The sequence below is a fragment of the Roseibium sp. HPY-6 genome (genome assembly GCF_040530035.1).
GTDB lineage: Bacteria > Pseudomonadota > Alphaproteobacteria > Rhizobiales > Stappiaceae > Roseibium.
This window is the reverse complement of sequence record NZ_JBEWCD010000001.1, coordinates 1,556,633-1,583,385: the sequence shown is the minus strand read 5'-3', so window position 1 is coordinate 1,583,385 and position 26,753 is coordinate 1,556,633. Positions and strand designations below refer to the sequence as shown.

Genomic DNA, 26,753 nt, shown 5'->3' with positions numbered 1-26,753 from the left:
CTCCCTAAAGCACCCTGCCAGCTTGAAAAGGTTGTTTTTGCTTTTTCTCTCCCTCTTCACCTTGGCAACGATCCAGCGCGCTTATCGGTGGGCGTTCAGTCTTAGGATCCACACGCGTGTCGCATGCGCCATTTTCCATGAAGATACAAACCGGATCCGTCAGGCCGGGATTGTCACGGAAAACTCGCAGCTGCCCTGAGGATGACGCGCGTTTCAATTTGCGATACCGTGTCCTTGGAGGACGAGATCATGGGCGAGCTTGCGCATAGGCAACCCTTTGACGAAACGATCAAGGCATCCTGGGAGAGATGTGAGCGGCGACACGGTCTCGTAAGGACCACCGCGAAGCCGGTGTTACGGCTGCAGGCGTCCGAAATCGCGCCACGCCTTGACGAACTGGTCGATCGAAGCGGTGGAAGACACGGGGTCTTCAGCGAACTGTCCAAACTGGGCATTGATGCGGGACATTGCCTGGTGGTCACCGACTCTGATGGCATTGTCGTACGGTTTGAAAGCCCGTCCGCTACTCGTGAAGCATTCGAGGCCAACGGTATTGGACTAGGATCTTGCTGGGATGAGCGGATTGCCGGGACCAATGGTGTTAGCGTGGCCATGGGAGCTGGCGATGCCGTCACCGTGCGTGGTACGCAGCATTATCACACCAGCCTGACGGCTTTTGCCTGCACGGCCGTGCCGATGCTTGATGCGGACAACGAAACCATCGGGGCGGTAAGCCTTTCGGCGTTCGATCGCGGCAGTCCAACCGACTATTTGATCGCAAAGAAACTGTTGCTGTCTGCCGTTGGCAGGATCCAGAGCAAACTCTTTGAAGCGAAGTATGCAGACTACACAATTGTGACCGTCACCTCAGCAGGGCCTGCCGATCTTTTGCGGCGCGAGGGTCTTGTCGCGATTGATGGCCAAGGCACAATCCTCAGCAGTACAATCTGGGCAAATGAGCTCGCAGGGCTTCCAAAGGAAACCAACCTGTGCGGACAGCAATTCGATGGTGTTTTTGGTACTGCGTCCGACACGTTCAAATCTGTTCCAACCCGGATGGCGAGCGTCGGTTCAGACCAGCGTTCAGGGTTGAGTTATGCGGTCCGTAAACCAGTTGCCGATGCCAGATACACACCCGGCTGGCAAAGTCCCAATCCGGCTGAAAATCGCCGCGAGAACGGACAATTGTCGCCAGACTTGTTTAGCGATAGCCATGAAATGGCGAAGGCTTGCGCCAGGGTGGAGGCGTATATAAAGCGCGCCACGCCCATAGTGATTGAAGGCGAGTCGGGAACCGGAAAGTCTGCTCTTGTTAGCGCAATCAGCAGTGGGCTTGGGCTTGGGCGTGAGCAGATCGTAACTGTGGACTGTGCCTCAATCTGGGACTCGCAGGCCGATCGGGATTATGTTCAAAACCTCTATAGCCAGGCCCGCGTTGTCGACGCATTTGGTCCTGAAGGGCAGGGCATCACCGTACTGGTCTTGGACAATGTCGGCGAACTGCCTGCATTTGCTCAATCGGGCCTGCGCAAGCTGGTGGAAGAGTTCGAACGCGATGCTTCGCCTTTGGATATGCAACACGCGAAGCCCGGATTGAGGATCGTGGCTATCAGCCGTGAGAGCCTATTTGCAGCAGTAGAAGAGGGACGGTTTCGAGAAGATCTTTATTACTTGCTGGCCGGGGCCGTTGTTGAACTCCCACCCTTGCGTGAGCGGGAAGGTCTAAGGGAATTGTGTCAGCGGGTGGGATCACAACTTGCCGGCACTGACGTTGAGATCACAGAAGAGGCGCATGAGATGCTCGCGGCATCTGACTGGCCGGGCAATGTCCGGGAGCTGCGCAACGTATTGCAACAAGCGCTGTTTGAGGGGAACGGAACGCGCATTTCGTTGTTGGACCTGCAGCCGTCATTGAGGCGGATTTCGCGTCAGACTGTTAGGCAGCAACGGACAAACAGCTCTCGTCAAGCGATACGGTTGCCGGTCTATGATGAAAGACAGATGTTGTTGGATGCCCTGACAGGCACAAATTGGAACGTATCGAAAGCTGCCCGCGCCCTGGGAATTGGGCGGGCCACGATCAATCGGAAGATCAAGCAGCACGGGCTCTTGCGTCCGTGCTGAGAAGACCTTCGCCAGTTTCCAGGATTACGCAGGTTACTTGATCAGATGTGGATGACGCGTCCATAAGCGTCGAGCACGCTCTCATGCATCATTTCGCTCAAAGTCGGATGCGGGAAGACGGTTTCCATCAGGTCTTGTCCGGTGGATTCCAGTTTCTGACCAACCACGTAGCCCTGGATGAGTTCCGTTACCTCTGAACCCACCATATGTGCTCCCAGCAGTTCATCGGTCTTGGCGTCAAATACGGTCTTGATCATGCCCTGCGTTTCGCCAAGAGCGATGGCCTTGCCGTTGCCCTGAAACGGAAAGCGGCCGACTTTCACTTCGTATCCGGCCTCTCTCGCCTGATCCTCGGTGAGACCGACGCTGGCAACCTGCGGGTTGCAATAGGTACAGCCTGCAATAGTTTCGGGTTTGACCGGATGTCCGGTCAGACCTGCGATCATCTCCGACACCATAACGCCCTCATGACTGGCTTTGTGCGCAAGCCAGGGACCGGCTACCACATCCCCAATCGCATAAAGACCGTCGACGCCGGTGCGGCAATAAGGGTCGGTGACGATATGCCCGCGGTCCACCTTGACCCCCGCTTCCTCAAGACCCAGCCCTTCGACGTTGCCTGTGATGCCGACGGCGGAAATTACGGTGTCGAACTCTTCTTCGACGATACCGTCCGGTGTCTGGATACGGGCCACGACCCTGTCGTCGCGGCGATCAAGATCGGTGACCTTGCTGCCTTCTAGAATTCTCATGCCTTGTTTGACAAAGGCCTTGCTGGCCAAAGCAGCTATCTCGGCATCTTCAGCGGGCAAGACGCGCTCCAACACCTCGACAACAGTCACCCGCGCGCCAATCCCATTGTAAAAGCTGGCGAACTCAATCCCGATGGCACCTGATCCGATAACAAGGAGTTTCTTTGGCTCGTGGGGAGGCTGCAAGGCGTGCTTGTAGGCCCAGACCCTCTTGCCGTCAGCTTCCAGCCTGGGCAACTGCCGCGCCCGCGCACCGGTGGCCACAACGATGTTGTCCGAGTGAAGTGTCTGTTCCCCGTCATCATTGGTGACGACAACCTCGCCTTTCGCGGCCAGACGAGCCTCGCCCATGATGCTTGTCACCTTGTTTTTGCGGAAAAGGTAACCCACGCCGTTCGACAGTCTCTTTGCAACCGATCGAGAGCGTTTGACGATGGCTCCAAGATCATGGGTCGCGGTATCGATATTCAGTCCGAATTCCTTGGCACGCTGTGCCAGATGCAAGACATCTACGGAGCGCAGCATCGCTTTGGTTGGAATGCATCCCCAGTTGAGACAGATGCCGCCAAGATGTTCGCGTTCGATGCAGGCGACATTCAAGCCGAGCTGCGCACCCCGGATCGCAGCAACGTAACCGCCGGGTCCCGCACCGATGACAACCATATCAAAAGCCTGATCAGACATGAGCTGCTTCCTTTTTGCGTCACACGACAGAAAAGCCGGTGACTTGCATGAGTTGTTGAATGACCGAGACGCCGGCAGCTGCAGCCAGCACGAGAGCAACTGGCATGCGCCAGCGCAAATCATTGGATTTGAGCGTCTGGTCCAGCACGTAGATGATTGGCAGGAGTGCGACGTAGACGGCCAACTGGCAAAGCTCCAAACCAAGCGCGAAGGCCAAAAGGGCAAGGGCATCCACTTCACCGGCAAACAATGCCACCGAGGCAGCAGCCGCAAAGCCATAGCCATGGATCAGGCCGATGATGAACAACGTTGGCCAGTTCATCACATGAGGCAGCTTCAACGCGATCGCTGCACCGGCCGCGACAATGGATAAGACGATCAGCAATTCCACGGATGGAATGAACCAGGCCGCGTGCGGCGCATATCCGTAAAGACCTGCTGCAAGCGTCAACACATGGCCCACCGTGAATGCTGAGGCCCATAGCAGCGCTTGCCGCCAACTCTTTGCAGCAATTGCGATCAACAGGATCATTGCAAGGTGGTCAAAGCCCAAATAGATATGCTCCGCCCCAATCCACGCGATGGTTACGAACCGTTGAAAGGGAGAGACAAGGCCATCAAACCGGGCGTCCAGAATTCCAATTGTGGCGCGGGTTTCGGTGCCGGTATCGCGATGGAGCTTTACGACGGTGCCGAATTTGTCCATCACCTGGAACGTCGCTCCAAGGTCAGATGTGATGCGAATGGGTGCGTCCAGGCTGCCTTGCGGAAGTAGGAATTCGACATCGAGCGTGGCATCAAAATAGGGAAGCGGTGCTTGCGATGCCTGCTTGTCCAACGTCTTTGAGGCTGACTTCACCGTGCCGAAGGTTGGCCGGTCCGCATCGGGCCAAAGCCTTGTTCTCCCGATGGTGAAGCTTTGTTGCGAACCATCGATCCAGATTGTCAGGCCCTCCGACAGGCGTAGATGTAACGCTTGTTCTTCATCGCGCAGTGTCTTCGGATCGAGCAGGATGTCGTCTGCGGCGTACGTGCCGAATGGGGGCGTGCGGGTCTCTTCCACGCCTTGCCAATCTGCCGGCAAAAGCGCGAGTGGCGCAGGCATCCGAATGAGAATTGCGATCTGGCCGGCCTCGTTCTCGGCAATATGAACAATGCGGGGATCTGAGTAGCTGAAATGTGCTTCTGCCCGAAGTGGTAACAACATGAAGCACAGGGCGCATGCCGCTAGTAATTTTCTCCAAAAAGACCTGCAACGTGCCATCTGCCTGCTCCCAAATGAAGATGCCCGGCCAATGCCTGGCCGGGCAAAGGCTCGGTCTTCAGGAATCCGATTTCGGGCTCCAGAAGGTTCTGTTGTTCTGTTCTTCGTCGATGATGCCATTCGGCGCGCTGACAATTTCCATCTGCATGCCCCAGGGCGACAGGAAATAGACCCATTCCATGCCCTCAAGTCCGGTGCCGGTCAGTGGATGCGGCTCTTCCAAGACGCGAACACCGTTGTCTTTCAGGTACTGTGTCGCGGCGTGGATGTCGTCGACATAAAAAGCGATGTGATAGCCGCCGATATCGCTGTTCTTGGGCGGGTTGGGATCCTGATCCGGCGATGAATACTGGAAGACCTCCAGGGCAGGTCCATTCCCGCATTTCACCATGGTGATGACGTTGATGACCGCGCGCGGGTTGACGTTGAGGTTTTTCGTCATCCAGTCATCGTCAAACGGGCCGAACGGTCCGAAGGAGAAGAAGGATTCACAACCCATCACATCGACCAGGAATTCAACCGCTTCATCCACATTCGGAACCGTGATTCCAATATGCTGGGTGCCACGCATTCCCGGCATTTCAGCATTTGCCGCGAATGGCGTGCTCAATGCCAGCGCGGCGGCGATTATCAGTGCTCTCGGTTTCATGGGTCTGCTTCCTCCTGGTTTGGTTTTGGAAAGAGCCGTGTCCTTGCAGGCGAGCTGCTTGCTCAAGGCGATTCAACGAGGATCTTGATTTGGGATTTGTCTGAGACGAGTGTCTCGAACCCCTCGGAGACAATGTCTTTCAGGGCGATACGTTTGGTCACCAACCGGTCCGCAGCGAAATGGCCTTGTTCCATCAGGGCCATGACCGCCGGGTAAACGTTGCGATAAGCGATCGTGCCCTTGATATCGCGTTCCCTGATGACAACGGTGTTGGGATGGAAACTCGCCTCCGTTTCCCAGATCGAAACAACGAGTGTCTGACCAGCATATTTTGTCGAGTCGATCGCTTGCGGCAGAACGGCGGGGACGCCGGTTACTTCGAAGGCAACGTCAACGCCGCCGCCGGTCCGTGCAATAATCTCGGCGGCCGGATCCACTGAACCCGGATCAAATCCCTCCTTCGCACCGAGGTCCAAAGCCTTTTGCCGCCGTGCTTCAGAAGGCTCGACGACATAGATCTCGGACGCGCCCGCAATGCGCAGAGCCTCAACCACCAACAGCCCGATGGGTCCCGTGCCAAATACCGCGGCCTTGTCGCCGGCCTGAATTGAACTTTGGCGTACGGCGTGCAATGCCACGGCGGCCGGTTCAACCAGAGCGCCTTGTTCCACTGACAGGCTGTCAGGCATCTTGTGAGCCATGCGCTCGGGAACAATGGAAAAAGACGAGAACCCGGCGATGCCACCGGACAGCCCCATAAAGCCGAGCTTTTCGCAGAGATTGTATTTGCCATCCAAACAGGCAGCGCATTTGCCGCAGGCATAGATCGGCTCGATGGCCACCCGATCACCTATAGAAATGCTGTCGACACCTTCGCCAAGCGAAACGACTTCACCACAGTATTCATGGCCCATCACAACCGGAGCCTTGTCGTGGCTGAGAGGGTGCTCCGCATCGACCGGCACAAAGATTGGTCCGGCGAGGTACTCGTGGAGGTCGCTGCCGCAAATGCCGGCCCAGGCCACTTTCACCTTGACCTCTCCCTTTCCGGGCTCAGGTTCATCCAGGTCTTCAACACGGATATCTTTCGCTCCATACCAGCGCGCGGCTTTCATGATGTGCTCCTCAGTTGAGTTGGGTGTCGCCCCCAAGCACGGCCAAGTCCGAAAACCTGACCGCGCCTGGGGAGGTGCAGGGTGATCAGATATTCTTCGCGCTCATCTCCTGGGCGATGTACTCCGCCTGACGGATCGCCAGGGCCACAATCGTTAAGGTCGGATTGCAGGCTGCCGATGAGGTGAACTGGCTGCCATCTGAGACGAAAAGGTTCGAGATATCATGTGATTGACCATAGGCATTGACGACGCCTTTGGAGGGATCGGCGTGCATTCGGTTGGTGCCCATGTTGTGCGATGCCGGGTACGCGGGAAGCTCATAGACATCCGTGGCCCCGACCGCTTCATAGATCTGGGCCGAGGTCTCGAACATGTAGTTGGTCATGTTGACGTCGTTGATATGCGGCGTCTTGGCGACGATAGGCACGGGCAGACCGTATTGATCGACCTCGCTGTCATGCAGCGTCACGCCGTTTTGCTCCTGCGCGAGGTCTTCACCCAGCACCCAGACACCCGACATGTGGTCGTATTTCTCCAGACCCTGCGCGACGCTCTTGCCCCAGCCTGTGTTGCCAGGCTCCATGAAGGCGGCCATAAAGGGGAGCCCGAGGGACAGGAATTCCAGATAGAATCCGCCAGAAAATCCGCGTGAAGGATCGTGATAGACATCATCGCCGACGATCCCTGCGACTGACGTCCCCCGGAACATGTGAACAGGCTCGGGCATCGCGGCATAAACGCCACCAGTGGTATGCACCATGTAGTTCTTGCCAACCTGGCCCGAGGAGTTTGCCAGTCCGTCCGGGAACATATTGGAAGCGGAGTTCAGCAGGAGCCGGGGACTTTCAATGGAGTTGCCTGCGACGCAGACAATACGGGCTTTTTGAAGTTGCTGATTGCCATCCGCATCGGCGTAGAGCACGCCGGTCACCTTGCCACTGGCATCGTGTTCGATCTTCAGGGCCATGGCGCCTGTGCGGATTTCGCAATACTCGGTGTCTTCGGCTTGCGGCAGCTCAGTGACCATGGTGGACCATTTTGCGCCGACCGCGCAGCCTTGCATGCAAAAGCCGATTTGCTGACAGGCTGGCCGTCCGTCGCGATCGAGCGAATTGATCGCCATAGGCCCGGAATCGTAATCCGTGCGCCCGGTCCGCCTGCATCCTTCCGCCAACACCCGAAAGCCATTGTTCCAGGGCAGGTGCGGCATGCCGGTGGTCTTGCCAGTGACCCCCATCTTGAGCTCTGCTTGTTCGTAATAAGGCGTCAGTTCTTCAAGGGAGATCGGCCAGTCCTCGATATTGGCGTTTTCGATCTCGCCATAGGTCGAGCGGGTCTTGAACTCGTAGTCCTTGAAACGCAGTGCGACGCCGGCCCAGTGTACCGTTGAGCCTCCATAGCCCTTCACGATCCAGGCCGGCAGGTTTGCGTGGTTGACTGAGCCATGCCAGCCGCCAGCGGAGTAGCGTTTGTCGAGCCAGGAGAGCTTCTGGAAGGCTCCCCATTCGTCATTGACCATATCGCTGGAATCAAACCGCGGCCCGGCTTCGAGTACGACCGACTTGATGCCCTTTTTGGCCAGTTCATTGGCAACGGTGCCGCCCCCTGCACCAGAGCCAATAATGACAACAACACCTTCATCATTCAGTTCGAATGTAGCCATTTTTTCGTCCCCCTATTTTGCAACCTTGGCCATGCGCTCTTCGAGACTTGGCCCCTGGGGAACGAAGGTGATGTCGGAAAACCCGCGCTCGATGTATCCGCCATGCTCCACTGAAGAGCCCTGGTAGCCGAATTTCGGCCAGACATCGGGGTTGTTGTAGATGCCGAAATAAGCCGCCCACCGAACCCCCTGGAAGAAGCCCTCGTTCTGGAACTTGCGCAGAAGGCCCTCGCGTGCGTCAGCATCCTCAATGTCGACATAACTCACGCCAAAGAGCACTTGGGCCTGTTCTTCGATCTGCGCCAGTCCGGCCTTGAGCGCCTTGGCGTTTGTCTCGTCTCCATCCGCCGTCGCAATCACGCCGTCGGCAATGGCCTGGTAGACTTCGATATCCAGAAGATCGGGGTGCGGGTAGATGTCCTGCGTCATGCGCAGCACCATGGCCGATTGATCGGCGTCCAAAGCGGACGCAAACGCCGGTCGCGCCCCGGCCAGCATCGCGCTTGTTGTGACCCCCGCCACGGCCGATGTCATCAGGAACAGACGGCGGCTCACGCCGGCATAGTCCTCTTTCGGTACCACATACTTGTGGAAGTTGATTGTCATTTTCTCCTCCTAGCTACGATCTCTTGGCTTGGTTTTTTTCAGCGTCGCAGTCGCTCGTGCGGGCAAAAGAAACTCTGCTTCGCAGATGACATCAGCGAAGTGCGTGTCTTACCGGTGCCCGAATGTCAGTCAGTCCGGCTTTTCAGCAGCCGCAATGGCTTGTCCGTGGGGCAGGGAACAGGTGGTTGCTAGAACCGGTTGAACCCTCCCTTGCGCGTCATATAAGTGGGTGAGATTCCCGCTAGCACCTCCCGGATATACTGGGTTGCGTTGTCGCTTACGGTGCCGGTGCAACTGCTCACCAGTTCGAAAAAACGGCCGGCGTAGTTTTCGGCAAAACCCTTCACATGCAGGTCGCCGTTTTCCCCATCAGCATAGACCTCGTGAATGTGCCACTTGCCGGTGTCCCCGATCTCTGACCATTCATAGGTCAGGGTGCCTGGTTCCTTTTGGGCTCGCTCTACAAGCTCGCTCATGAGATCTTTGAAGCGGGCCGCTTTGTGAGCTGGCACATCGACTTGAAGATGTATGTGTATTGTTGCTTCAGACATGTTTCCTCCCACGTTTACTTGTCCGCTTGCCTCAAGCTGCAGCGAGTGCCGGCCTCCTTGTTCGAAGACGCCTCCAACTGGCGTGATAAAGCTGATGCGCAATCTCCGCCCTGTCGGGCATTTCTGCTCCTTTCAAGGCACGCAAGGTCACGTGTTTCTTCGGATCGACAGGTGGCAAACCGAGGTGGCGGTGGAGATCTGCAATCATCTCAGCGTCCGACTGCACGTTGCCCTCCACAAAAATCAGGGCATGTGCCAGGACCCGGCATCCGCCGCCTGGCAAGGGTTTCCAACGTTGCGCCGTACCGACCAATTTCTTGCCATTGACGCCGAGGTTCCAGCTGCCGTCGCAAAAGCTCGCCGGTATGTCTTTGCATTCGAGATCCAGCTTCAGACCGGATAGGGCATCGCGTAAGATCTCTGTAAGATCCGCATATGTCTCTTCGATCGTTGCCCCATTCTCAACTGTGTAGGCGAGCGCGAGGTTCAGCATGCCAGGGCCTTGCGGCACAGGCCCGCCGCCTGTCGGGCGCATGGTGATAGGCCAGCCTTCAAAGGCGGTGGAACTCTCAAGTCCGTGCTTGCGGATCAAAGCCGCCGGGTAAACGATCCCGCGGGATTGAGGGCTCCAGACCAGAACACCCGGACCGGTCCCCGAAAACAGGGCAGCTTCGAGGGCCAGACCTTCTGCAGCATCCCGTACCTGACGCAACTCTGCCGTCATGCGCTCATCCCTTCGATTTCTTCGCAAATCGAGGTCAGCAATTCTCCGGCAGGAGCGCCGTCTATCGCACGGTGGTCGAAGGTGAGCGATAAACCCACGTGTGGGCGCAGGTCGATGCCGCCATCCGGTGAACGCACGGCGCGGTCGGTCAACTTGCCTATGCCCAGAATGCAAATCTGAGGAGCATTGATGATCGGGGTGAAGTGCTCCACCCTGGTCAGCCCAAGATTGGATACCGTGAAGGTCCCTCCGGTCATTTCGGTGACGGAGAGCTTGTTGGCCCTTGCTCGCGTCGCCAGATCCTGGCGGGCTGCCCTCAATTCGGCGACGTTCATGTCTCCCGCACCAAAAATCGCGGGGGCGACCAGAAGATTGCCCGGCAGGGCAATGGCAACTGAAAGATCGATCGCCTCAGACAAGTGAACTTCCTTGCCTTCAACGCGTCCGTTGCCGTCCGGGTTTTTCTTTAACGCCCGGACCACGGCAAGCATCAGCAAGTCCTCGACGGAAGCCTTGGTTCCAGCCTCCGCCAGGCGCGCTTTTTCCGCCATAAGGGCAGTGGCATCCGCGTTGCCGTGGTGGGTCAACTGCGCTGCGGTAGCAAGGCTTTTCACCATTGCGTCGGCGATCATGCCACGCACGCCCTTCAGTGGAACGATGCGAACCTCCTCACTCATGAGATCGTACCGATGACACCGCCCTTCGGCACAACAGCATCTGCCTCTTTCGCGATACTGATCGTGCCCGAGGCGGGCGCATGGATCTCGTACTGAACCTTTGCGGTCATGATTTCCGCGATCAGGGCACCCTCTTCGACGGATGCCCCATCGTTCACGAGCCATGACGTGATGACGGTGTCTTCGTCTTCCTCCCACAGATCGGTCGGGATGATGATGTCTGTCATTGTGATTTTCCTGTGTTTGGTGAGGCCACCGGTGGTGGCCGCCTGCATCCTTTTGCGTCAGGCGGCGTTCATGCCGTCAAATGCAGCAACAATCTTGTCGGGATTGGGCAGGCAGTACTGCTCCATGACGCGCGCAAACGGGATCGGCACATCGGGATAGGCAACGCGTTTGGGCGCAGCTTTCAGGACGGATATGTCATGCTCAGTAACGGAGGCAATCACCTCACCGGACACGCCGTAGGACATGTAATCCTCGTCCACGACGATCAGCCGTCCCGTCTTGGCGACTGATTTGCGGATCGTGTCCCGGTCGAGCGGCACAAGGCTGACAAGGTCGACGACCTCTGCACTGGTCCCTTTTTCTTCCAGTTGCGCGGCCGCCTTGAGTGCGTGATGAACGCCCATACCGACACTGACGATGGTCACATCGGTGCCTTCGCGCACAACTTTGGCCTTGCCGATCTCCAGCGTGTAGCTTTCTTCGGGGGTATGCACAGTTGCCCCCGGCTCGGTTGCCAGCCAACCCATGCCCTGCAGGCTCTTGTGGTACATGTAGACCACGGGGCTGTCGTCACGCATGGCAGCCGTCATGAGGCCCTTGGCATCATAGGCATTCGAAGGACAAACCACCTTCATTCCCGGCAGGTGAGCAAAAGTTCCATAAAGACATTGCGAGTGTTGCCCCGCATCGGAATAGCCGCCCCCCGTGGAGGTCATCAAAACCATCGGCACTTTGAAGTTTCCGCCCGAGAAATAGATGTTTTTGGCCATCAGGTTGTAAATCGCGTCGAAACAGACGCCGAAGAAATCGACAAACATCAACTCCACAACAGGACGCATTCCGTCCTGGGCCGCACCCACGGCTGCGCCGATAAAGGCCGTCTCGGAGATTGGCGTATCCCGGATGCGTTCAGCTCCGAACTCTTCGAGGAGACCGCGCGTGTTGCCGTAGACGCCGCCAAGTTTGCCAATATCCTCACCCATCACAAAGACCGACGGGTCGACGCGCATTTCCTGGGCAACGGCTTCCGCCATTGCGCGTGCGATGGTGAGTTTTCTTTCGTTTGGTTTGTTCATGATGTCCTCCCTGGCCCTATGCGAAGACCGATGTCAGCGCGTCTTCCGGCGCAGGGTCCGCACTGTCGCGGGCAAATTTAATCGCGGCTTCAACACGTGCTGCGGCTTCTGCCTCGATGGTTTCGAGCTCGGCCTCGCCAGCCATTCCGTCGGCCAGCATCTTTGCCCGCATCTTCGGGATCGGGTCTTTTTCAAAAAGCGCGTCTTTCTCGCCCTCAGGCCGGTAGCCTTCAGCGTCCCCCATAAAGTGCCCGGCAAGGCGATAGGTTTCGACTTCGATGAGTGATGGGCCGTTGCCTTCGCGGGCCTGTGAAATGGCCTCGCCGGCGGCTTCAAAAATGGCGTAGGGGTCATTGTCGGCGATGCGAATACCCGGCATTCCATAGGCAGAGGCACGCTCGGCATTGTTGGAAATAGCGGTCGAGTCTTCTTTGGAGACCGAAATGCCCCAGGCATTGTCTTCGATCACACAGACGAAAGGCAGGTTCCAGGTGGCCGCAAGGTTCATCGCCTCGTGCCATCCGCCCTGATTGACGGCGCCTTCGCCTACAAAGGCCACCGCGACTCCGGGTTTGTTCTGCATCTTGCGGCTAAGCGCGGCGCCAACTGCGGGACCCATGCCCTGTGCGATAATGCCCGAACAGGCAAAATTCACATCCGCATCGAAAAGATGCATGTGCCCGCCGCGTCCGCCAGACAGACCTGTTTTCTTGCCAAAAATCTCGGCCGCCATCTTGTCCAGGTCAACACCCTTTGCGATTGCCTGGTGGTGAGGGCGGTGCGTGGCTGTAACCACATCGCCGGCATTCAGATGAGCACAGACGCCAACCGCGACAGGTTCTTGCCCGTCGCTCAGGTGCATCTCGCCTGGGATCGGGCCGTCCGCCATGCTGAAGACCGGCGTCTTGCCCTCGAAATAGATGCCCGCAATGGCCTCTTCGAACTTCCGGCTCGTGACCATGTTGCGATACATCCAATGCTGTTGTTCACGCGTTGGTGCCAATTTCTTGTCCTCCCTTGGGCCGGCTCACATCGCTCCGACGCTTCAAAAGGTGGGATGACACTGTGATTTTCGGCAAGAGCAGATTCGGGAGGACGGAGAAGTGCGTCTTGACCTGTCTCTTCGTGAGACGGTTTGAGACAGTTTGAGACAGATTTGGATTTTCTGAGACGGAAATGCGCCTGGATGTGCACCTCAGATATCAATGGGCAGCTTGCTGGTGGCTCGAATTTTTCTCACTAGAAGTCGGGTAAACATGAGAGCAGGAACCGCTCGTCCATCAGTTTCGTGAATGCGGACTGCCCCTGAAGTCTGGGAACTTGCAATCGCCATCGCGCCTGTCTTGAAAGTCTGGGAAAACAGCTGATCGGCACAAGCAGGACATCGCACGGTTTCGTGTACGATATCGCTAGTCTTATTATATAGAAAATCTAAATTCTGATTCTGTATTTCGTCCGTTTATTCCAAATAGAAGAGATTGTACCACTCCTGCGAATACAAAACGCAGGAGTAACTCCATGAATTCAATGTCTCTGGACAGCTATGGTGCGGACTCGGTTTTCAAACTGGCGGAGATCGAAAAACCTGTAGCGAAACCGGGCCATGTCCTTGTCAGAATTGCCGCCACCAGCGTCAATACGATTGACACCATGATCCGTAACATGGGCGCAGACCTTCCCCTTTCGCCAGCCCTGCCGGCCGTCCTGGGTATGGATTTTGCCGGTACGGTTGAAGCTGTGGGCGAGGGCGTTACGGGATTTCAGGCGGGCGATGAGGTCAATGGATGCGCCGGTGGTCTGATGGAGCTTCAGGGAACTCTTGCGGAGTACATCTGCGCCGACGCGCGACTCATTGCACATAAGCCAAAGACGCTGTCGATGCGTGAGGCGGCGGCGCTGCCTCTTGTCGGGATCACCGCCTATGAGGGTTTGACACGGTCCAATGTGTCGAAGGGTCAGAAGGTTCTGGTCCAGGGCGGTGCAGGCGGTGTCGGTCATATTGCTGTGCAACTGGCCAATCACCTGGGTGCAGACGTGACTGCGACGGGGACCGGTACTGCACAAATGGCGCTGATCTCCGATTTGGGAGCGCGGCCGGTTGACTTCATGACCGCGAAAACCGCTGATGTCGTGGCAGACAATACCGGCGGGGTTGGATTCGATGTGGTCTTTGACACCGTGGGCGGTGCCAACATGGCCAATTCCTTCGAAGCAGCGAAACTCAACGGTCACGTATCTTCAACCGTTGCGCTTTTGGAGATCGACCTGACTCCGGCGCATTTTAAGGGGCTTTCGCTGCATGTGATTTTCATGCTGTTGCCGATGATCCACGATGTTGGCCGCGAAGTTCATGGCAACATCCTCAAATCCCTCGCTGAAACCGTGGATGCCGGCGCGTTGAAACCCGTGCTCGACGAAAAGAAGTTCGGGTTTACCGATGTCAATGAGGCCTATGCACGTCTCGCGAGCGGACAGGCAATCGGCAAAGTTGTCATCGATTTTTAGGATCCTTACGAGGCATCATGGCACGGGGCATGTCTGCTGAACGACTTCCGAAATATCTTGATAAATTTCAAAAAAATACAGGCATCTCAGGACTGCTGCCTATCAGCGACAACACAGGAAGGTGCTTTCGATGGCAAAACTCATCGTCTATTACGCGCATCCCGGCCAGACGTTCAGCCGGGCGAACCGCGCTATGGCCAGGCGGGCCAGCGACATCGAAGGCATAACCTTCGTAGATCTTTACGCGGAATATCCTCGTCATGATATCGATGTGCACAAGGAACAGGCGCGCCTTTTGGAGCACGATGTGATCGTGTTCCAGTTTCCGCTTTATTGGTATTCCACCCCAAGTCTCTTGAAGGAATGGCAGGATCTCGTGCTACAGCACGGTTTTGCCTATGGACATAGCGGTGACAAGCTTGCGGGTAAGGCCTTGCTTCTTGCTATCACGGCCGGTGGGTCTGATGAGGCCTATACGCAAGACGGTTATCAGCAGCATACCATGCGCACGTTCCTGACCCCGCTCGAACAGACCGCCGGGCTGTGCCAGATGCGGTTTCCGCCGCCTTACGTGCTGTTCGGTGCGCTGAAGGCAGACGAGGCCACCGAACTGGCACATCACATCGATGGGTATGTCGAGCTCCTGACCCGTATCCGGGATGGCAAATTCGAGCTGAAGGATGCAACCGCTGACCAGCTCACAAGCGCCAGCGACATTCTTAGCCTCAGCAAGGACTGATTCATGACCGATTTTCTGCTTCTGGCCTTTGTTTTTCTGGTCGCCGGTGTGGTTGCTGTGCCGATCGCTTCTCGGCTGGGTCTGGGATCCGTTCTCGGTTACCTGATTGCGGGTATTGTCATCAGCCCGCTGTTGGCCACTCTCGGCGTTGACGTGATCTCCATCCAGCACTTCGCTGAATTCGGCGTCGTTATGATGCTGTTTCTGGTGGGTCTGGAACTGGAGCCCCGAATGCTCTGGAACATGCGTGCCAAGCTGCTTGGCCTTGGCGGGCTGCAGGTTGGGGGCACAACAGTTTTGGTCATGGGGGTGGCCATGATGCTGGGGCAGCCCTGGACCATCTCGCTTGCGATTGGCCTTGTGCTTGCGCTCTCCTCGACGGCAATTGTGCTGCAGACTTTGAACGAAAAGGGTTTGATGCGTTCCAACGGTGGGCAATCAAGCTTTTCGGTTCTGCTGTTTCAGGATATCGCGGTCATTCCCATGTTGGCGTTTATCCCGCTGCTCGCCATGCCTGAGCTGATGGATTTGGCGACTGATGCGGGGCATGGAACCAGCGTGCATGGAGCCGATGCGCACGGTGGCAGTCACGCGAGCGACCATGGGACAGGGGACCACGGTGCGTCCTTAAGTCTGGTGGACGGTTTGCCGGGTTGGCAGGCCGCTCTGATAACCATTGGCGCGATCGGAGCCGTAATCCTTGGGGGCGTTTATCTGACGCGTCCGCTGTTCCGCTTTATCGCCATGGCGGGTTTGCGGGAATTGTTTGTCGCCGCAGCCCTGATGTTCGTTATCGGCATCGCGCTTCTGATGACACTTGTAGGCCTTTCGCCAGCCCTGGGGACCTTTCTTGCAGGTGTAGTGTTGGCCAACAGCGAATATCGCCATGAACTGGAATCCGATATCGATCCGTTCCGTGGACTGCTTCTCGGCCTGTTCTTCATCACGGTAGGTGCAGCGATTGATTTCGAGCTACTCCTTGGGAATTTAGCCTCGATCCTCTGCATGACTTTTGGGCTTATTGCACTCAAGTCTCTTGTTCTTTTGGCGCTAGCGTGGGTGTTTCAGCTACAAGGGGCGGACAAATGGCTCTTTGGTCTGGGGCTTGCTCAAGCCGGTGAATTCGGTTTCGTGCTCCTGTCCTTCACGGTTGCCAATGATGTTATCCCTCAGAACCTGGCGGATCAGCTGTTGTTGATTGTGGCCCTGTCCATGCTGCTGACGCCGGGACTGTTCATTCTCTATGAAAAGGTCATCGCACCACGTTTTGTGAAAACGCAGGAACGCGATGCGGATGAGATCGATGAAGTGGGAGAGGTGATCATTGCAGGTCACGGCCGTTTCGGAGGGATCGTCAACCGGATGCTGCGCGCAACGGGTTACGCCACCACTGTTGTCGACTACAATGCCAGTCATCTGGACATGTTGCGCAGCTTTGGTTTCAAAGTGTTTTTCGGTGATGCAACGCGCCCCGATTTGATCCACGCAGCAGGTATTGAGAAGGCAAAGCTTCTGATCGTTGCCATCGACGGCAAGGAGCAGATTAACGCACTGGTCCATTACGTTCGCGAAAACTATCCCCACGTGCCAGTCATCGCGCGGGCGGTTGATCGGCAGCATGTTTATGATCTTTTTGCCATGGGATGTGTCGAAATCATTCGCGAAACGTTTGATTCCAGTGTGCGCACAGGGCGCTCCGCGTTGGAGCGGCTCGGCATGCACCCCTTCGATGCCGAACTGGCGGCGCGGAAGTTTGCAGAGGACGACCGGCATATCCTCAAGGAGATGGCGCTTGTCCATGATCCCAAGATTCCGATCAGTCAGAACACCGCTTACATCGAAAAATCCAAAACTCTCATGAAGGAGCGCGAGGAGCAGATTTTCGGGAAACGCGATGTATTTGATCTCAGTACAGACCGTGGCTGGCACCCGCCGAGCGAAGAGGATCTGGATGCGATACTCGCGGACCACGAGGCGAAGGCACCGTAAGGTGCTCTTCGCAAGCTGCGCAAAGGCGCGTTCCGTGAGTATTCCAGAACAGGCCGGCAGATCCGCGTTGGCTGGGATGATTGGCTGATTATAACAAAAACCAGAATTATGAAATCAGTTTTGGATCGTTTAATTCTGATTTCGATAAAATAGATATGTGACCAGGCACAATAACCGCATACTGATAAGGACTATCTGCCATGTCACAGACTTCCCTACACCACGCCCGCACCATCGAACGGCCTTCGCGCGAGGCGATGTTGCAGCGCGCGCCCGCCGTCCAGCGTTTCTGGACCGAGAACAAAGAACTGTTCGCCGAAGCCTGGTCAGAGTGGGACAGCGGCCGCAGCGGCGGTTCTTCTGCGCTGGACAGTTCGATCTTCGACCCGCGTCTGCGCGATGCGATTGAGGCTGCATGGGTCGATCCGACCAAGGAAAGCAATGTCAAAGAGCTTTGGAAAGAAGTCTTCCCCGGCGTCTATCGCACGCAGTTTTTCAATGTGGATCAACTCCACGCGCTGCGCGCTTATATGGATGCAGTCTCGGAGGCCGAAATACCCTTGCGTCCACCCTATGGCATCGTCCTCAATCGTGGTGGAGCGATGCTCGATCCGCGCTCGGAGGGCTATCTTGCGGCACCAACATTCCAAGCGTTCTATCAGGAGCTGATGAACCGCTACATGCGTCCCGTATCTCGTCTGTTGTTTCCAGATGTCGCAGGTTTCGACACACAGACATTCGGGTTTTCGATCCAATGGCAGGAGAACAAGGACACGTCTCTGCGGCCGCACTCGGATGCTTCGGCGGTAACGTTGAACATCAACCTGAACCTGCCCGGTGAGGACTATTCCGGTTCTGCCGTCAGTTTCATTGATCCCGCCACCCGCCGTATTGAAAAACTCACCTTTGAGCCTGGAACAGCGTTGATCCACCACGGCAGTGTGCCCCATGCATCGGAGCCTATTACCAGCGGTGAACGCTTCAACTTTGTTCTTTGGCTTTACGGAGATCATGGGCAGTTGCCGATCGAAGGCGCGCCTGTGCCCAAGATTGAACCTGCAGAACGTTGGAGCCTGCCAGAGGCCAAAAACGATGGTTTTGCGCCGTTCTAATTTTTGAAGCTCGGAAAATCGCGAAGCAGCCCAAGTTGCTTTGCGATTTTACGCCTGAGGCTTTCGGTGTTCCCGTCTAGACGGCCCAGGGCATCTCGTCACGCTTGGCCTGTAAAGCGCGGTTTAGGTTAGATTTTTCTATCAGCGCTACTGTCAGCCTCTGCCATGGTCACTGGAGACTTCGGGTAATTGACTTTCCCAGGGTGGGTTTTTGCCGATCTTGGCGATGAGGAAGTCCATGAACACCCGCACCTTCGGGGAAAGCACGTTGGATTTCGGATAGATCATCCACAATACGTTTTCTTCCGCGGCTTCATAATCTGGCAAAACGCGCTTGAGTTGTCCCGAAGACAGTTCCTCGTGAACGCTCCAGACCGCGTTCATCGAAATACCGGCTCCTGATATTGTTGCCTGCTTTTGGCTGAGCCCGTCATCCATAATCAGCTGGTTCTTTTTGTCACCATATTCGAACATTGCAATATCGCCCTGAGTGGATTTGAGCGGTCTGGGATCGAGATGGCCGAAGGCAATGAGTTTGTGGTGCGCCAGATCGGATGGGGTCGCGGGTGTCCCATAGGCCTCAAGATAAGATGGAGACGCACAGAGAATGCGCTTGCCGTCCGCAAGCTTGCGTCTTTTGAGGCTCGTTTCAGACAATGGCGCAAAGCGAAGTGCAAGGTCGAAGCTGCCTTCGGTAAGATTGAACGGAAGGTCCGAGAGGCGTAAATCAAGCGAAACCTCAGGGTACTGGTCCAGGAACTCGTGCAAGATGGGGGCGATATACATCTGGGCGAAGGTGCTCGGTGCCGTAAAACGCAGCGTGCCGGTTGCATTTGCCGACCCATGACCCAGGGCCGCCAGGCCCGCTTCTTCCTGGGCAACCATTTCCTTTGCAAATGGAAGGAAATCCGCTCCCTCGACGGACAAAGTTACCTTGCGCGTTGTTCGGTGGAGCAGTTCTGAACCCACTCTGTGTTCAAGTTTGGAAAGCTTCGCACTGGAGACTGCAGGTGCCATTCCCAGCTTTCGACCTGCAGCGCTGATGTTCAGTAACTCGGCTGCGAGGATAAACAATCGCAGCTCATCTGTGTCTATGCCCATTATGTTCGAATTCCGAATTCTGAATACTTTTATAGCCACTTTATTTGTTAAATACCAGAAGTCATAACAGAAACAAAGCCGCGTCACGCTCGGCACCGACAGCCCCAAATCGTTTCAACCGTCCCTGCATCCCTGGTGCAGGACAGCTAAAGAAGGACTTCCCCATGAAGTACGAGAATTTCCAGACGTTCACAGTTGACGTTCAGGACGCGATAGCGACCGTGACATTCGACTTCGGTACCGTAAATGTGCAGGGGCAGGAGATGCTGGCGGATCTCAACAGCCTTGCCATGCGCCTGGAGCGCGACAGGTCGGTTAAGGTCGTGATCTTTCAGTCGGCCAATCCCGAAGTCTGGGTATGTCACTATGACACCGAACTGTTGAAGGACATGTCGACTGAAGCGGTGTCTCGCGATGAGGCTCAGCTCTTGGATCTACAAGCCGTGTGTGAGCGCATCAGCAAAGTCCCACAGGCCACGATAGCGAAGATCGAGGGATTTGCGCGCGGCGGCGGCCATGAGCTGGCGCTTGCTCTCGATATGCGCTTCGTTGCGCGCGGCAAATACAAATTCATGCAGATGGAAGTCGGGATGGGCATCCTGCCTTGCGGCGGGGGCGCGTCACGCATGGCCCGCCAGACCGGGTTGGGGAAGGCACTTGAGATCATCCTCAGTGCGCAGGACTATGATGCGGACGACGCGGAACGTTTGGGCACGATCAACAAGGCACTCGATCCCGATGAGATCGGTCCTTATGTGGATGCCTTGGCAAAGCGCATTGCGCAATTCCCGGCGGAGTCGATCAATGCCTGCAAACAGATGGTGTATGAATCCATCGACCGGCCGATCCAGGACGCGCTGAAGGCCGAGGCCTATTGGCTCTATCAGGCGACCAGCAAAACACCTGCGGTCAAGCGCTTCGGCATTGCTGATGAACAGGGTCTGGAACATGACATCGAAAACCAACGCAAATGGGGTGAACTTGTCATGAAAGTCCAGGAAATTAACTGAGCTGGAACGGAAGTGTGCTGGCCACCACGTATCGTGGTGGCCAGTGCTTGATCGCTGCCTTGGAAATACCTTTGGCGAACAAAACCCAAACCTGATTGAATTGTTAGTGCTTTGAGCTGAACAGGCACGAAACAATTGGAGACCGAGATGTTGGACAGGGTTTTATTCCAGATTTCGTGTGTTGCGGTTGCGGCCTATTTGAACCCGGCCAGCTTGCACGCCCAGGCATGCGGAGATCTTCAGACACCCTGTAGCATCGAAGGGGGAACCTACCATGTGATCTATCCCGAGGCGTCCGAGCCCCTGGGAATTGTGATGCATTTGCATGGTGGTGGTGGCAATGGTGCCAGCGCACTCAAGTCTGGTCTTGCGGGAGAGGCGCATTCGCGCGGCTATGTCTTCGTTGCTCCAAATGGTGAGCATCCGGAAGCGCGGTGGACGAAGGACTGGTCGGTCCGTGCAGACAATATGGAATTTGAGCGCGACGACGCAGAGTTTCTAGATAGGGTCCTGGCCGATGTCCGATCCAACACAGATCTCGCCGAAGCACCGGTTCTGCTGTCAGGATTTTCCCGTGGGGGATCCATGGTTTGGAATATGGCATGCTGGCAACCGGATTTCGCCGATGCTTATGCACCCCTGGCAGGTGCTTTTTGGGAGCGGCTGCCAACGCGTTGTGCGCAGCCGGTGTATCTCTTTCACACACATGGCTGGACAGACAGGGTTGTTCCCCTGGAAGGCCGATCATTCTTCGACGACACGGTTGTTCAGGGAGACGTATGGGCATCTCTGAAAGTTCTGCGCGAAACCAACGGCTGCGGCAAACGCCAACCGGAAACCAGTACCTTTAATGGCGAACTCTGGCTGAGACACTGGACCGATTGCGATGCCGGACGCATCGACTTGATGTTGCACAAAGGGGGGCATAGCGCACCTGAGGGGTGGGGACCACGCGTGATGAACTGGTTTGAGGCACTCGAGCTTCGCTGACGTTTCCTGACAAGCTCAGGCCGTTTGACGGAATGTCAAATTGATCCTCGGATTTTTGACGCTTTTCATCGGCGGTACACGATGAAGCCAATCATCCTGGGTTTCACCTTCCATGACCAGAAGGTCGCCATGCGAGAGGCGGATCTCCAGAGTTTCTTTGTCGGTCTTGTTTTTGAACACAAATCGACGCGTCGCACCAAGCGACAAGGATGCGACGGGTGTTTTCTCCCCATCGCTGTGCCAGCCCAGGCCTTCTTCGCCTGAATGATAAAGGTTCAACAGGCAGCTTTGGAATTGATGGCCGCAGGTCCGTTCCACAAGTTCTTTCAGATCGAGCAATAGGGGCGGCCAAGGCAAAACGCGTCGTTTGCTTGATTGACTGGGTACATCGCCATACCAGGCAATTTTTCGCGCAGTGACAATATGTTTGCCGGCAAAGTGATATTCGTCATTGCGCCACTCAATATCAGACATGAGACTGGCCAGAGCCCTGTCGGCACCTTCGCGCGGGAGAATAGCACCAAAGAAATTTGCGGTGCCGCTATGAGGCAGAATATTCCGTGGTCCAAAGTCTTCGTGCGCGAACAGATCCATCATCTTTCAAATGTCTTCAAGCGGTGTAGTCGGGAGACAGGATAGCGCTGGGCGGATCAAAGGACTGCCGCGCTATCCTGCTGAAGTTTTTCGAACGTCATGCTTTGGTTTGCATGCGCCAAGTTCGACTTGGTCTGCGTCAAGGCAACCGGCCCGGCGCGCCTATTTTATTGCTTCAATAGACTTTCGGGCTGTGGCCACCGCCAAAATCGCCTCGGGGTGAGACTGATACGCGGCGTTCAGACCATCGCGAAACGAACCGGACTTCGCGTCCAGCAAATTGCGACACTGGTTGGCGAAGGCTTTCGTTTCTTCTTCTGATATCGGCTGCTCGTCCGTAAGACGCTGGTCAATCGCAACGATGGTCTCCCGCAGTGGTTTCAGCCAGGCAAAAGCGCCATCCTTGGTGACGCGCTCGAACAATTGTAGCGGGCTACCATTGAAGCCGGTTTGTTCCGTTTGAAACGTCAAGAGATGCTTGTGCACCGCTTGCAGGGCTTTCGACACGTGGTCCAGCCCGGTTGGTTTTGATACCTTAATAGTCATCAACTAAACCTCCGATTTAGGGCTGAGTGTGGTGACAGATCCTTGTGCTGTCTCCACGGTTTCACCTTAGATGGGATCGCTGTTGACCGAGTACCATTGCACGGAGCGCATACCACATACCACATATTCGCACGATATCTCTGTGACGTTCCTGTCGTTGGCAAAAGCCTCCTGTGCTTAAGGAGCTACCAGCCTCATGACAAACAGATGGAACCTCAGTTTTTCACTACAAAAAACCAATGCGAAAACACGTGTCTTTGCAGATGAGGAACCAGTTGGGATCGACGATGTGCGCAAGGTCCCGACCGTTCACCTGATTGTGCAGATTGAGGGTTCTTCAGGGGGAGGTCACGGGTGACAAGGTGCCAACGAACTGCATCACTCGACAAGTGTGCTTCACAACACGATCCTACCTGACTAACTGCTCGTTGCTTGCCAGGGCGGGTTGCGGCCGATGTGCTTTAGAAGGAAGTCCATAAAGACCTTCACCTTCGCGGAAAGGACGTTGGTGTGAGGATACATGAGCCAGAGGACGGTTTCCTCAGCCATGCGATAGTCCGGCAACACTCTGACGAGGTTGCCTTCGGCGAGGTCGCGGGCCACGCTCCAAAGAGAGTTTGAAGAAATACCGCTTCCAGCCAGCGTGGTGAGCTTCAGAGCCATGCCATCGTCGACAACGAGGCGGTTGGACGAGCTTTGCGGGTCAAAAATACCTTTTTCGCCGGATTGCGACACAAGCTCACGAGGCGATGCGTCCTGGAAGCCTATCAGATGATGTTTCGTTAAATCATCAGGTGTTTCTGGTGTCCCAAAGACCTCAAGATAAGCCGGCGATGCACACAGTATCCGTGTGTCATCCGCCAACTTGCGGCCTTTCATGCTGCTGTCACACAGAACCGCGTTGCGAAGTGCGAGATCGAAACTGCCCTCAATCAGATTGAGCCGGATATCAGACAGTCTCAGATCGAGTTTGACGTTCGGATGAGCTTTGAAAAACTCCGGTAGGATTGGCGCTATGTAGAGCTGGGAGAAGGTGCTGGGCGCCGTAAAGCGAAGCGTTCCTGTTGCTTCGGCATCTCGCTGACCCAGAGCGGCTCGAGCTGCATCTTCCTGGGCAACAATCTCGCGCGCGTAGGGAAGAAACTCAGACCCCTCGAGCGAGAGAGAAACTTTCCGTGTCGATCGGTGAAGGAGATCTGCTCCGATAGACTGTTCCAACTTGGCAAGTTTTGCACTTGAGACAGCTGGAGCGAACCCAAGATCACGCCCGGCCGCGCTGATATTCAGTTTTTCGGCAGCCAGAATGAAAAGACGCAGGCCGTCTGTTTCCAAACCCATTATATTCAAATCCCGAATTCTGAAATGGGATCTTCGCAATTAATTTTGCAAATGACAATGGTTATGTTCCCCGTAGTGAAAAAGGAAGCAAGAGCGCAGCAAACAGAGCGAGATGGCGATGACCCAGACAGCCACAGTGAATTACCATGTACATAAACCGGAACAGCAAGCCTTTCATCTGGACGCGGATGGCATCAAGGGAAATCTGATCTCCCCTGAGCTGCGGTCTACGGACATTACAGTCCTGGATGCCCGGGGAGACGGCATTTCGGTGTCATTTGATGTGGATTCGGTGACCTTCACCGACGCGCCGACCAAGGTGAATTTCTCCGCAGAAAGAGCCGACTGGGAAAAAAACTATGACACCGAGTTGACCGAACTTCTCAAAAAGAAACTTAGTGCGAAAGAAGTCATCATATTTGACCACACGATACGAGTTGACGACCCAAATGCCGTCCGTCCCCCAGCGCGCAATGTTCACAGCGATTACAGCGAAGACGGTGCAAAACAACGTCTGATCGATATCCTGGGTGAAGATCAGGCTGCCGAATGGAACAAAGGCCACTACGCCTTTATCAATGTCTGGCGCCCGGTCGATAATCCGATCAACAGCGCACCCCTTGGCTTTGTCCGTCCTTCCAGCCTCAGTGAAACCGACTGGGTGCTGCTTGATCTCATTTACCCGGACAGGAAAGGCCAGATACTCGGACTTGTAGCCAATCCGGATCATGAGTGGGTTTATCAATCCAAGATGACACCGGATGAGGTCGCGATCTTCAACATCTACGACAATGATGGTTTGCCTTCGATTGCCCATAGCGCTCTCGATATGATTGAAGACGAGAGCATTCACACAATCAGGAAGAGCATCGAAAGCCGAACGCTCATTCGATACTGAGTGCGGGACACGAGACATGTCGGACGGAAATGATCTCTCAGATTTTCCGATTATCAATCGGGGATACAACGCGGTATTTTTGCCAAACCGGCTGAGTATCGGGCTTGTTGTGCCACTCGAAAGCTATTCGATCGGCGCCAGGCCGACCATGGCGAAGCATATCGAGATGGCACAACTGGCGGAGACGCTCGGGTTCTCTGCGCTTTGGCTGCGCGATGTCCCGTTCGATGTGCCCTCGTTTGGAGATGTAGGGCAGATATTTGATCCGTTTGTCTATCTCGGCACGCTTGCGGCGCTTACAAATGATATCGCTCTCGGGACTGCCAGCATCATCTTGCCGCTTCGTCATCCGGCCCATGTTGCGAAAGCAGCAGCAACAGCAGATGTGTTGTCCGATGGTCGTTTGATCCTGGGTGTCGCCTCGGGAGATCGACCAGAAGAGTATCCGGCGCTCAATATGAGCTTTCCTGATCGCGGAGCCCGGTTCCGCGATAGCTTCCGTTACATTCGTGCGCTTGCAAATGATCGCCCGCGCCATGAGGGTCACCAGGGTGTCTTGAGCGGAACCATGGACATGTTGCCCAAACCTGTCGGAGCGCGCATTCCCATGCTGATCACGGGAGGCAGCCAGCAATCACCCGACTGGGTTGCTGAGCACGGAGATGGATGGGTGACCTATCCGCGTGACGTCGCCTCTCAACACCGTGTCATCAGTGAGTATCGAAACCGTCTTGCGAAAGGTGAGGCGGAAAACAGACCCGTGATGCAGTCACTTTATGTGGATCTTTTGGACGACCCTGATGCCAAACCGCGTCCCATTCATCTGGGTTTTCAGTCCGGCACGGAATTCCTGAAAAACTACCTGTCGGATCTTCAGGATATTGGCGTCAATCATGTCGCGCTGAACCTTCGTTTGAATGCGCAAGACACAGAAACAACACTCAAACTTTTGGCAGATGAGCTTCTGCCCGACTTTGGACACAGAGGAAATCTTCCATGAGTAAAACCATCCTCATCACCGGCTCGACGGACGGTATTGGGCTTCTCACAGCCAAAAAACTCGCGGCGATGGGCCACAAGGTTCTCTTGCATGGCCGCAGCAAGCAAAAACTGGAAGCTGCTCTGGCCGATATTGGCGGGACTGCGGAAGCTTTCGTCGCCGACCTGTCCAAATTGGAAGATGTCGAGGCGCTCGCCAAAGCCGTCATTGCGAGCAACGAAACACTCGATGTGTTGATCAACAATGCGGGTGTCTTCAAAGTTCCAAATCCCGTGACGGATTACGGGTTCGATCTCAGGATCATCGTCAATACCGTTGCGCCCTATCTCCTGACCAAGTTGCTGTTGCCGATCATTCCGGGTGAAGGCCGCGTTGTTAATCTGTCCTCCGCTGCGCAGGCCTCCGTCGATCCGGATGTTTTTACAGGCAGCGCATTTTTGAGCGACAGCGAAGCCTATGCACAAAGCAAACTGGGCCTGACCATGTGGTCCATGCATCTGGCGGGAGCGCTCAGCAACAACGGACCCGCCATTATCGCGGTGAACCCTTCCTCTTTTCTGGCCAGCAAAATGGTAAAGGAGGCTTATGGGGTGAAAGGCAATGACCTGAACGTCGGTGCAGATATCCTGGTCAGTGCTGCATTGAGCGAAGAGTTCGCTGATGCTTCCGGCCGTTATTTCGACAACGATCAAGGCCGGTTTGCCAATCCGCATCACGATGCACTGGATGCCCGCAAGAACGAGCGCGTCGCAGCCGCCATTGAAGCGATGCTCAACAGGTCTCTCAAGTAACAAGATTCCGACTTTTCAGCGAAATAA

Annotated in this window: 27 protein-coding genes; 11 read left to right on the top strand and 16 right to left on the bottom strand. The window is 55.7% G+C overall.

Going from position 1 to position 26,753, the window contains the following annotated elements:
* The first annotated feature begins 249 nt into the window (after positions 1–249).
* A complete protein-coding gene (locus ABVF61_RS07510; protein ID WP_353992892.1) occupies positions 250–2,124 on the top strand; it encodes a sigma-54-dependent Fis family transcriptional regulator in 1,875 nt (624 codons plus the stop codon).
* Positions 2,125–2,165: 41 nt separating this feature from the next.
* Here ABVF61_RS07510 and lpdA read toward each other — a convergent pair whose 3' ends face one another.
* The 12 genes from lpdA to ABVF61_RS07450 all read right to left on the bottom strand — a co-directional run bounded on the left by lpdA (position 2,166) and on the right by ABVF61_RS07450 (position 13,116).
* A complete protein-coding gene (gene lpdA / locus ABVF61_RS07505; RefSeq protein ID WP_353992891.1) occupies positions 2,166–3,560 on the bottom strand; it encodes a dihydrolipoyl dehydrogenase in 1,395 nt (464 codons plus the stop codon).
* Between the two features lie 19 nt (positions 3,561–3,579).
* A complete protein-coding gene (locus tag ABVF61_RS07500) occupies positions 3,580–4,767 on the bottom strand; it encodes a HupE/UreJ family protein (RefSeq protein WP_353992890.1) in 1,188 nt (395 codons plus the stop codon).
* Between the two features lie 115 nt (positions 4,768–4,882).
* Positions 4,883–5,473: a VOC family protein gene (locus ABVF61_RS07495; protein WP_353992889.1), complete on the bottom strand. Its 591-nt coding sequence runs from the start codon at positions 5,471–5,473 to the stop codon at positions 4,883–4,885.
* Between the two features lie 62 nt (positions 5,474–5,535).
* The gene (locus tag ABVF61_RS07490; RefSeq protein ID WP_353992888.1) at positions 5,536–6,588 is read right to left on the bottom strand and encodes a 2,3-butanediol dehydrogenase; all 1,053 of its coding nucleotides are present in this window, start codon (positions 6,586–6,588) and stop codon (positions 5,536–5,538) included.
* Positions 6,589–6,673: 85 nt separating this feature from the next.
* Positions 6,674–8,251, bottom strand: a complete 1,578-nt coding sequence (locus tag ABVF61_RS07485; protein WP_353992887.1) for a GMC family oxidoreductase — start codon at positions 8,249–8,251, stop codon at positions 6,674–6,676.
* A gap of 12 nt (positions 8,252–8,263) precedes the next feature.
* Entirely contained in the window at positions 8,264–8,857 is a 594-nt protein-coding gene (locus tag ABVF61_RS07480) for a hypothetical protein (protein ID WP_353992886.1), read from the bottom strand.
* Positions 8,858–9,045: 188 nt separating this feature from the next.
* The gene (locus tag ABVF61_RS07475; protein ID WP_353992885.1) at positions 9,046–9,408 is read right to left on the bottom strand and encodes a putative quinol monooxygenase; all 363 of its coding nucleotides are present in this window, start codon (positions 9,406–9,408) and stop codon (positions 9,046–9,048) included.
* A gap of 31 nt (positions 9,409–9,439) precedes the next feature.
* A complete protein-coding gene (locus ABVF61_RS07470; protein ID WP_353992884.1) occupies positions 9,440–10,132 on the bottom strand; it encodes a lipoyl protein ligase domain-containing protein in 693 nt (230 codons plus the stop codon).
* On the bottom strand, positions 10,129–10,809 hold the full coding sequence (locus tag ABVF61_RS07465; RefSeq protein WP_353992883.1) for a 2-oxo acid dehydrogenase subunit E2: 681 nt from the start codon (positions 10,807–10,809) through the stop codon (positions 10,129–10,131). Before ABVF61_RS07465 ends, ABVF61_RS07470 begins: the two co-directional genes overlap by 4 nt.
* Positions 10,806–11,036 carry a lipoyl domain-containing protein gene (locus ABVF61_RS07460; protein WP_353992882.1) on the bottom strand — a complete coding sequence of 77 codons (231 nt, stop codon included), beginning with the start codon at positions 11,034–11,036 and terminating at the stop codon, positions 10,806–10,808. Before ABVF61_RS07460 ends, ABVF61_RS07465 begins: the two co-directional genes overlap by 4 nt.
* 57 nt (positions 11,037–11,093) lie before the next feature.
* Complete coding sequence (locus tag ABVF61_RS07455) at positions 11,094–12,113, bottom strand: alpha-ketoacid dehydrogenase subunit beta (protein WP_353992881.1); 1,020 nt, start codon at positions 12,111–12,113, stop codon at positions 11,094–11,096.
* Between the two features lie 16 nt (positions 12,114–12,129).
* Positions 12,130–13,116 carry a thiamine pyrophosphate-dependent dehydrogenase E1 component subunit alpha gene (locus tag ABVF61_RS07450; RefSeq protein ID WP_353992880.1) on the bottom strand — a complete coding sequence of 329 codons (987 nt, stop codon included), beginning with the start codon at positions 13,114–13,116 and terminating at the stop codon, positions 12,130–12,132.
* 515 nt (positions 13,117–13,631) lie between these two features.
* Here ABVF61_RS07450 and ABVF61_RS07445 point away from each other — a divergent pair.
* From ABVF61_RS07445 to ABVF61_RS07430, 4 genes are all read left to right on the top strand, one after another.
* Complete coding sequence (locus ABVF61_RS07445; protein WP_353992879.1) at positions 13,632–14,618, top strand: zinc-dependent alcohol dehydrogenase family protein; 987 nt, start codon at positions 13,632–13,634, stop codon at positions 14,616–14,618.
* Between the two features lie 130 nt (positions 14,619–14,748).
* On the top strand, positions 14,749–15,357 hold the full coding sequence (locus ABVF61_RS07440; RefSeq protein ID WP_353992878.1) for an NAD(P)H-dependent oxidoreductase: 609 nt from the start codon (positions 14,749–14,751) through the stop codon (positions 15,355–15,357).
* A gap of 3 nt (positions 15,358–15,360) precedes the next feature.
* Entirely contained in the window at positions 15,361–17,346 is a 1,986-nt protein-coding gene (locus tag ABVF61_RS07435) for a cation:proton antiporter domain-containing protein (protein WP_353992877.1), read from the top strand.
* A gap of 200 nt (positions 17,347–17,546) precedes the next feature.
* A complete protein-coding gene (locus tag ABVF61_RS07430) occupies positions 17,547–18,458 on the top strand; it encodes a 2OG-Fe(II) oxygenase family protein (RefSeq protein ID WP_353992876.1) in 912 nt (303 codons plus the stop codon).
* A gap of 153 nt (positions 18,459–18,611) precedes the next feature.
* Here the strand turns inward: ABVF61_RS07430 and ABVF61_RS07425 are convergent, their stop codons facing one another.
* Complete coding sequence (locus ABVF61_RS07425; protein ID WP_353992875.1) at positions 18,612–19,559, bottom strand: LysR family transcriptional regulator; 948 nt, start codon at positions 19,557–19,559, stop codon at positions 18,612–18,614.
* A 164-nt stretch (positions 19,560–19,723) separates the two neighbouring features.
* Between ABVF61_RS07425 and ABVF61_RS07420 the strand changes: the two genes are divergently transcribed.
* Entirely contained in the window at positions 19,724–20,569 is an 846-nt protein-coding gene (locus ABVF61_RS07420; RefSeq protein WP_353992874.1) for an enoyl-CoA hydratase/isomerase family protein, read from the top strand.
* 147 nt (positions 20,570–20,716) lie between these two features.
* Positions 20,717–21,559 (top strand): CE1 family esterase, encoded by an 843-nt coding sequence (locus ABVF61_RS07415; RefSeq protein WP_353992873.1) that lies wholly within the window; start codon positions 20,717–20,719, stop codon positions 21,557–21,559.
* Positions 21,560–21,574: 15 nt separating this feature from the next.
* Here the strand turns inward: ABVF61_RS07415 and ABVF61_RS07410 are convergent, their stop codons facing one another.
* A complete protein-coding gene (locus ABVF61_RS07410) occupies positions 21,575–22,156 on the bottom strand; it encodes an alpha-ketoglutarate-dependent dioxygenase AlkB family protein (protein ID WP_353992872.1) in 582 nt (193 codons plus the stop codon).
* Positions 22,157–22,315: 159 nt separating this feature from the next.
* Positions 22,316–22,660, bottom strand: coding sequence for a hypothetical protein (locus ABVF61_RS07405; protein WP_353992871.1), 345 nt, complete (start codon positions 22,658–22,660; stop codon positions 22,316–22,318).
* A gap of 235 nt (positions 22,661–22,895) precedes the next feature.
* Between ABVF61_RS07405 and ABVF61_RS07400 the strand changes: the two genes are divergently transcribed.
* A complete protein-coding gene (locus tag ABVF61_RS07400) occupies positions 22,896–23,057 on the top strand; it encodes a hypothetical protein (RefSeq protein ID WP_353992870.1) in 162 nt (53 codons plus the stop codon).
* Positions 23,058–23,116: 59 nt separating this feature from the next.
* Here ABVF61_RS07400 and ABVF61_RS07395 read toward each other — a convergent pair whose 3' ends face one another.
* Positions 23,117–24,037: a LysR family transcriptional regulator gene (locus ABVF61_RS07395; protein WP_353992869.1), complete on the bottom strand. Its 921-nt coding sequence runs from the start codon at positions 24,035–24,037 to the stop codon at positions 23,117–23,119.
* Positions 24,038–24,155: 118 nt separating this feature from the next.
* Between ABVF61_RS07395 and ABVF61_RS07390 the strand changes: the two genes are divergently transcribed.
* Genes ABVF61_RS07390 through ABVF61_RS07380 form a run of 3 tightly spaced genes read left to right on the top strand, consistent with a single transcriptional unit; the run spans position 24,156 to position 26,726 of the window.
* A complete protein-coding gene (locus tag ABVF61_RS07390) occupies positions 24,156–24,935 on the top strand; it encodes a CmcJ/NvfI family oxidoreductase (protein ID WP_353992868.1) in 780 nt (259 codons plus the stop codon).
* Positions 24,936–24,951: 16 nt separating this feature from the next.
* Positions 24,952–25,935 (top strand): LLM class oxidoreductase, encoded by a 984-nt coding sequence (locus ABVF61_RS07385; RefSeq protein ID WP_353992867.1) that lies wholly within the window; start codon positions 24,952–24,954, stop codon positions 25,933–25,935.
* Entirely contained in the window at positions 25,932–26,726 is a 795-nt protein-coding gene (locus ABVF61_RS07380) for an SDR family NAD(P)-dependent oxidoreductase (protein ID WP_353992866.1), read from the top strand. The genes ABVF61_RS07385 and ABVF61_RS07380 overlap by 4 nt, the downstream gene beginning before the upstream one ends.
* Positions 26,727–26,753 lie beyond the last annotated feature (27 nt).

What these genes read in the sequence shown, in the direction of transcription:
- ABVF61_RS07510 (WP_353992892.1), top strand. Translation starts at nt 250, where the DNA reads ATGGGCGAGCTTGCGCATAGGCAACCCTTTGACGAAACGATCAAGGCA.
- lpdA (WP_353992891.1), bottom strand. Translation starts at nt 3,560, where the DNA reads ATGTCTGATCAGGCTTTTGATATGGTTGTCATCGGTGCGGGACCCGGC.
- ABVF61_RS07500 (WP_353992890.1), bottom strand. Translation starts at nt 4,767, where the DNA reads ATGTTGTTACCACTTCGGGCAGAAGCACATTTCAGCTACTCAGATCCC.
- ABVF61_RS07495 (WP_353992889.1), bottom strand. Translation starts at nt 5,473, where the DNA reads ATGAAACCGAGAGCACTGATAATCGCCGCCGCGCTGGCATTGAGCACG.
- ABVF61_RS07490 (WP_353992888.1), bottom strand. Translation starts at nt 6,588, where the DNA reads ATGAAAGCCGCGCGCTGGTATGGAGCGAAAGATATCCGTGTTGAAGAC.
- ABVF61_RS07485 (WP_353992887.1), bottom strand. Translation starts at nt 8,251, where the DNA reads ATGGCTACATTCGAACTGAATGATGAAGGTGTTGTTGTCATTATTGGC.
- ABVF61_RS07480 (WP_353992886.1), bottom strand. Translation starts at nt 8,857, where the DNA reads ATGACAATCAACTTCCACAAGTATGTGGTACCGAAAGAGGACTATGCC.
- ABVF61_RS07475 (WP_353992885.1), bottom strand. Translation starts at nt 9,408, where the DNA reads ATGTCTGAAGCAACAATACACATACATCTTCAAGTCGATGTGCCAGCT.
- ABVF61_RS07470 (WP_353992884.1), bottom strand. Translation starts at nt 10,132, where the DNA reads ATGACGGCAGAGTTGCGTCAGGTACGGGATGCTGCAGAAGGTCTGGCC.
- ABVF61_RS07465 (WP_353992883.1), bottom strand. Translation starts at nt 10,809, where the DNA reads ATGAGTGAGGAGGTTCGCATCGTTCCACTGAAGGGCGTGCGTGGCATG.
- ABVF61_RS07460 (WP_353992882.1), bottom strand. Translation starts at nt 11,036, where the DNA reads ATGACAGACATCATCATCCCGACCGATCTGTGGGAGGAAGACGAAGAC.
- ABVF61_RS07455 (WP_353992881.1), bottom strand. Translation starts at nt 12,113, where the DNA reads ATGAACAAACCAAACGAAAGAAAACTCACCATCGCACGCGCAATGGCG.
- ABVF61_RS07445 (WP_353992879.1), top strand. Translation starts at nt 13,632, where the DNA reads ATGAATTCAATGTCTCTGGACAGCTATGGTGCGGACTCGGTTTTCAAA.
- ABVF61_RS07440 (WP_353992878.1), top strand. Translation starts at nt 14,749, where the DNA reads ATGGCAAAACTCATCGTCTATTACGCGCATCCCGGCCAGACGTTCAGC.
- ABVF61_RS07435 (WP_353992877.1), top strand. Translation starts at nt 15,361, where the DNA reads ATGACCGATTTTCTGCTTCTGGCCTTTGTTTTTCTGGTCGCCGGTGTG.
- ABVF61_RS07430 (WP_353992876.1), top strand. Translation starts at nt 17,547, where the DNA reads ATGTCACAGACTTCCCTACACCACGCCCGCACCATCGAACGGCCTTCG.
- ABVF61_RS07425 (WP_353992875.1), bottom strand. Translation starts at nt 19,559, where the DNA reads ATGGGCATAGACACAGATGAGCTGCGATTGTTTATCCTCGCAGCCGAG.
- ABVF61_RS07420 (WP_353992874.1), top strand. Translation starts at nt 19,724, where the DNA reads ATGAAGTACGAGAATTTCCAGACGTTCACAGTTGACGTTCAGGACGCG.
- ABVF61_RS07415 (WP_353992873.1), top strand. Translation starts at nt 20,717, where the DNA reads ATGTTGGACAGGGTTTTATTCCAGATTTCGTGTGTTGCGGTTGCGGCC.
- ABVF61_RS07410 (WP_353992872.1), bottom strand. Translation starts at nt 22,156, where the DNA reads ATGATGGATCTGTTCGCGCACGAAGACTTTGGACCACGGAATATTCTG.
- ABVF61_RS07400 (WP_353992870.1), top strand. Translation starts at nt 22,896, where the DNA reads ATGACAAACAGATGGAACCTCAGTTTTTCACTACAAAAAACCAATGCG.
- ABVF61_RS07395 (WP_353992869.1), bottom strand. Translation starts at nt 24,037, where the DNA reads ATGGGTTTGGAAACAGACGGCCTGCGTCTTTTCATTCTGGCTGCCGAA.
- ABVF61_RS07390 (WP_353992868.1), top strand. Translation starts at nt 24,156, where the DNA reads ATGACCCAGACAGCCACAGTGAATTACCATGTACATAAACCGGAACAG.
- ABVF61_RS07385 (WP_353992867.1), top strand. Translation starts at nt 24,952, where the DNA reads ATGTCGGACGGAAATGATCTCTCAGATTTTCCGATTATCAATCGGGGA.
- ABVF61_RS07380 (WP_353992866.1), top strand. Translation starts at nt 25,932, where the DNA reads ATGAGTAAAACCATCCTCATCACCGGCTCGACGGACGGTATTGGGCTT.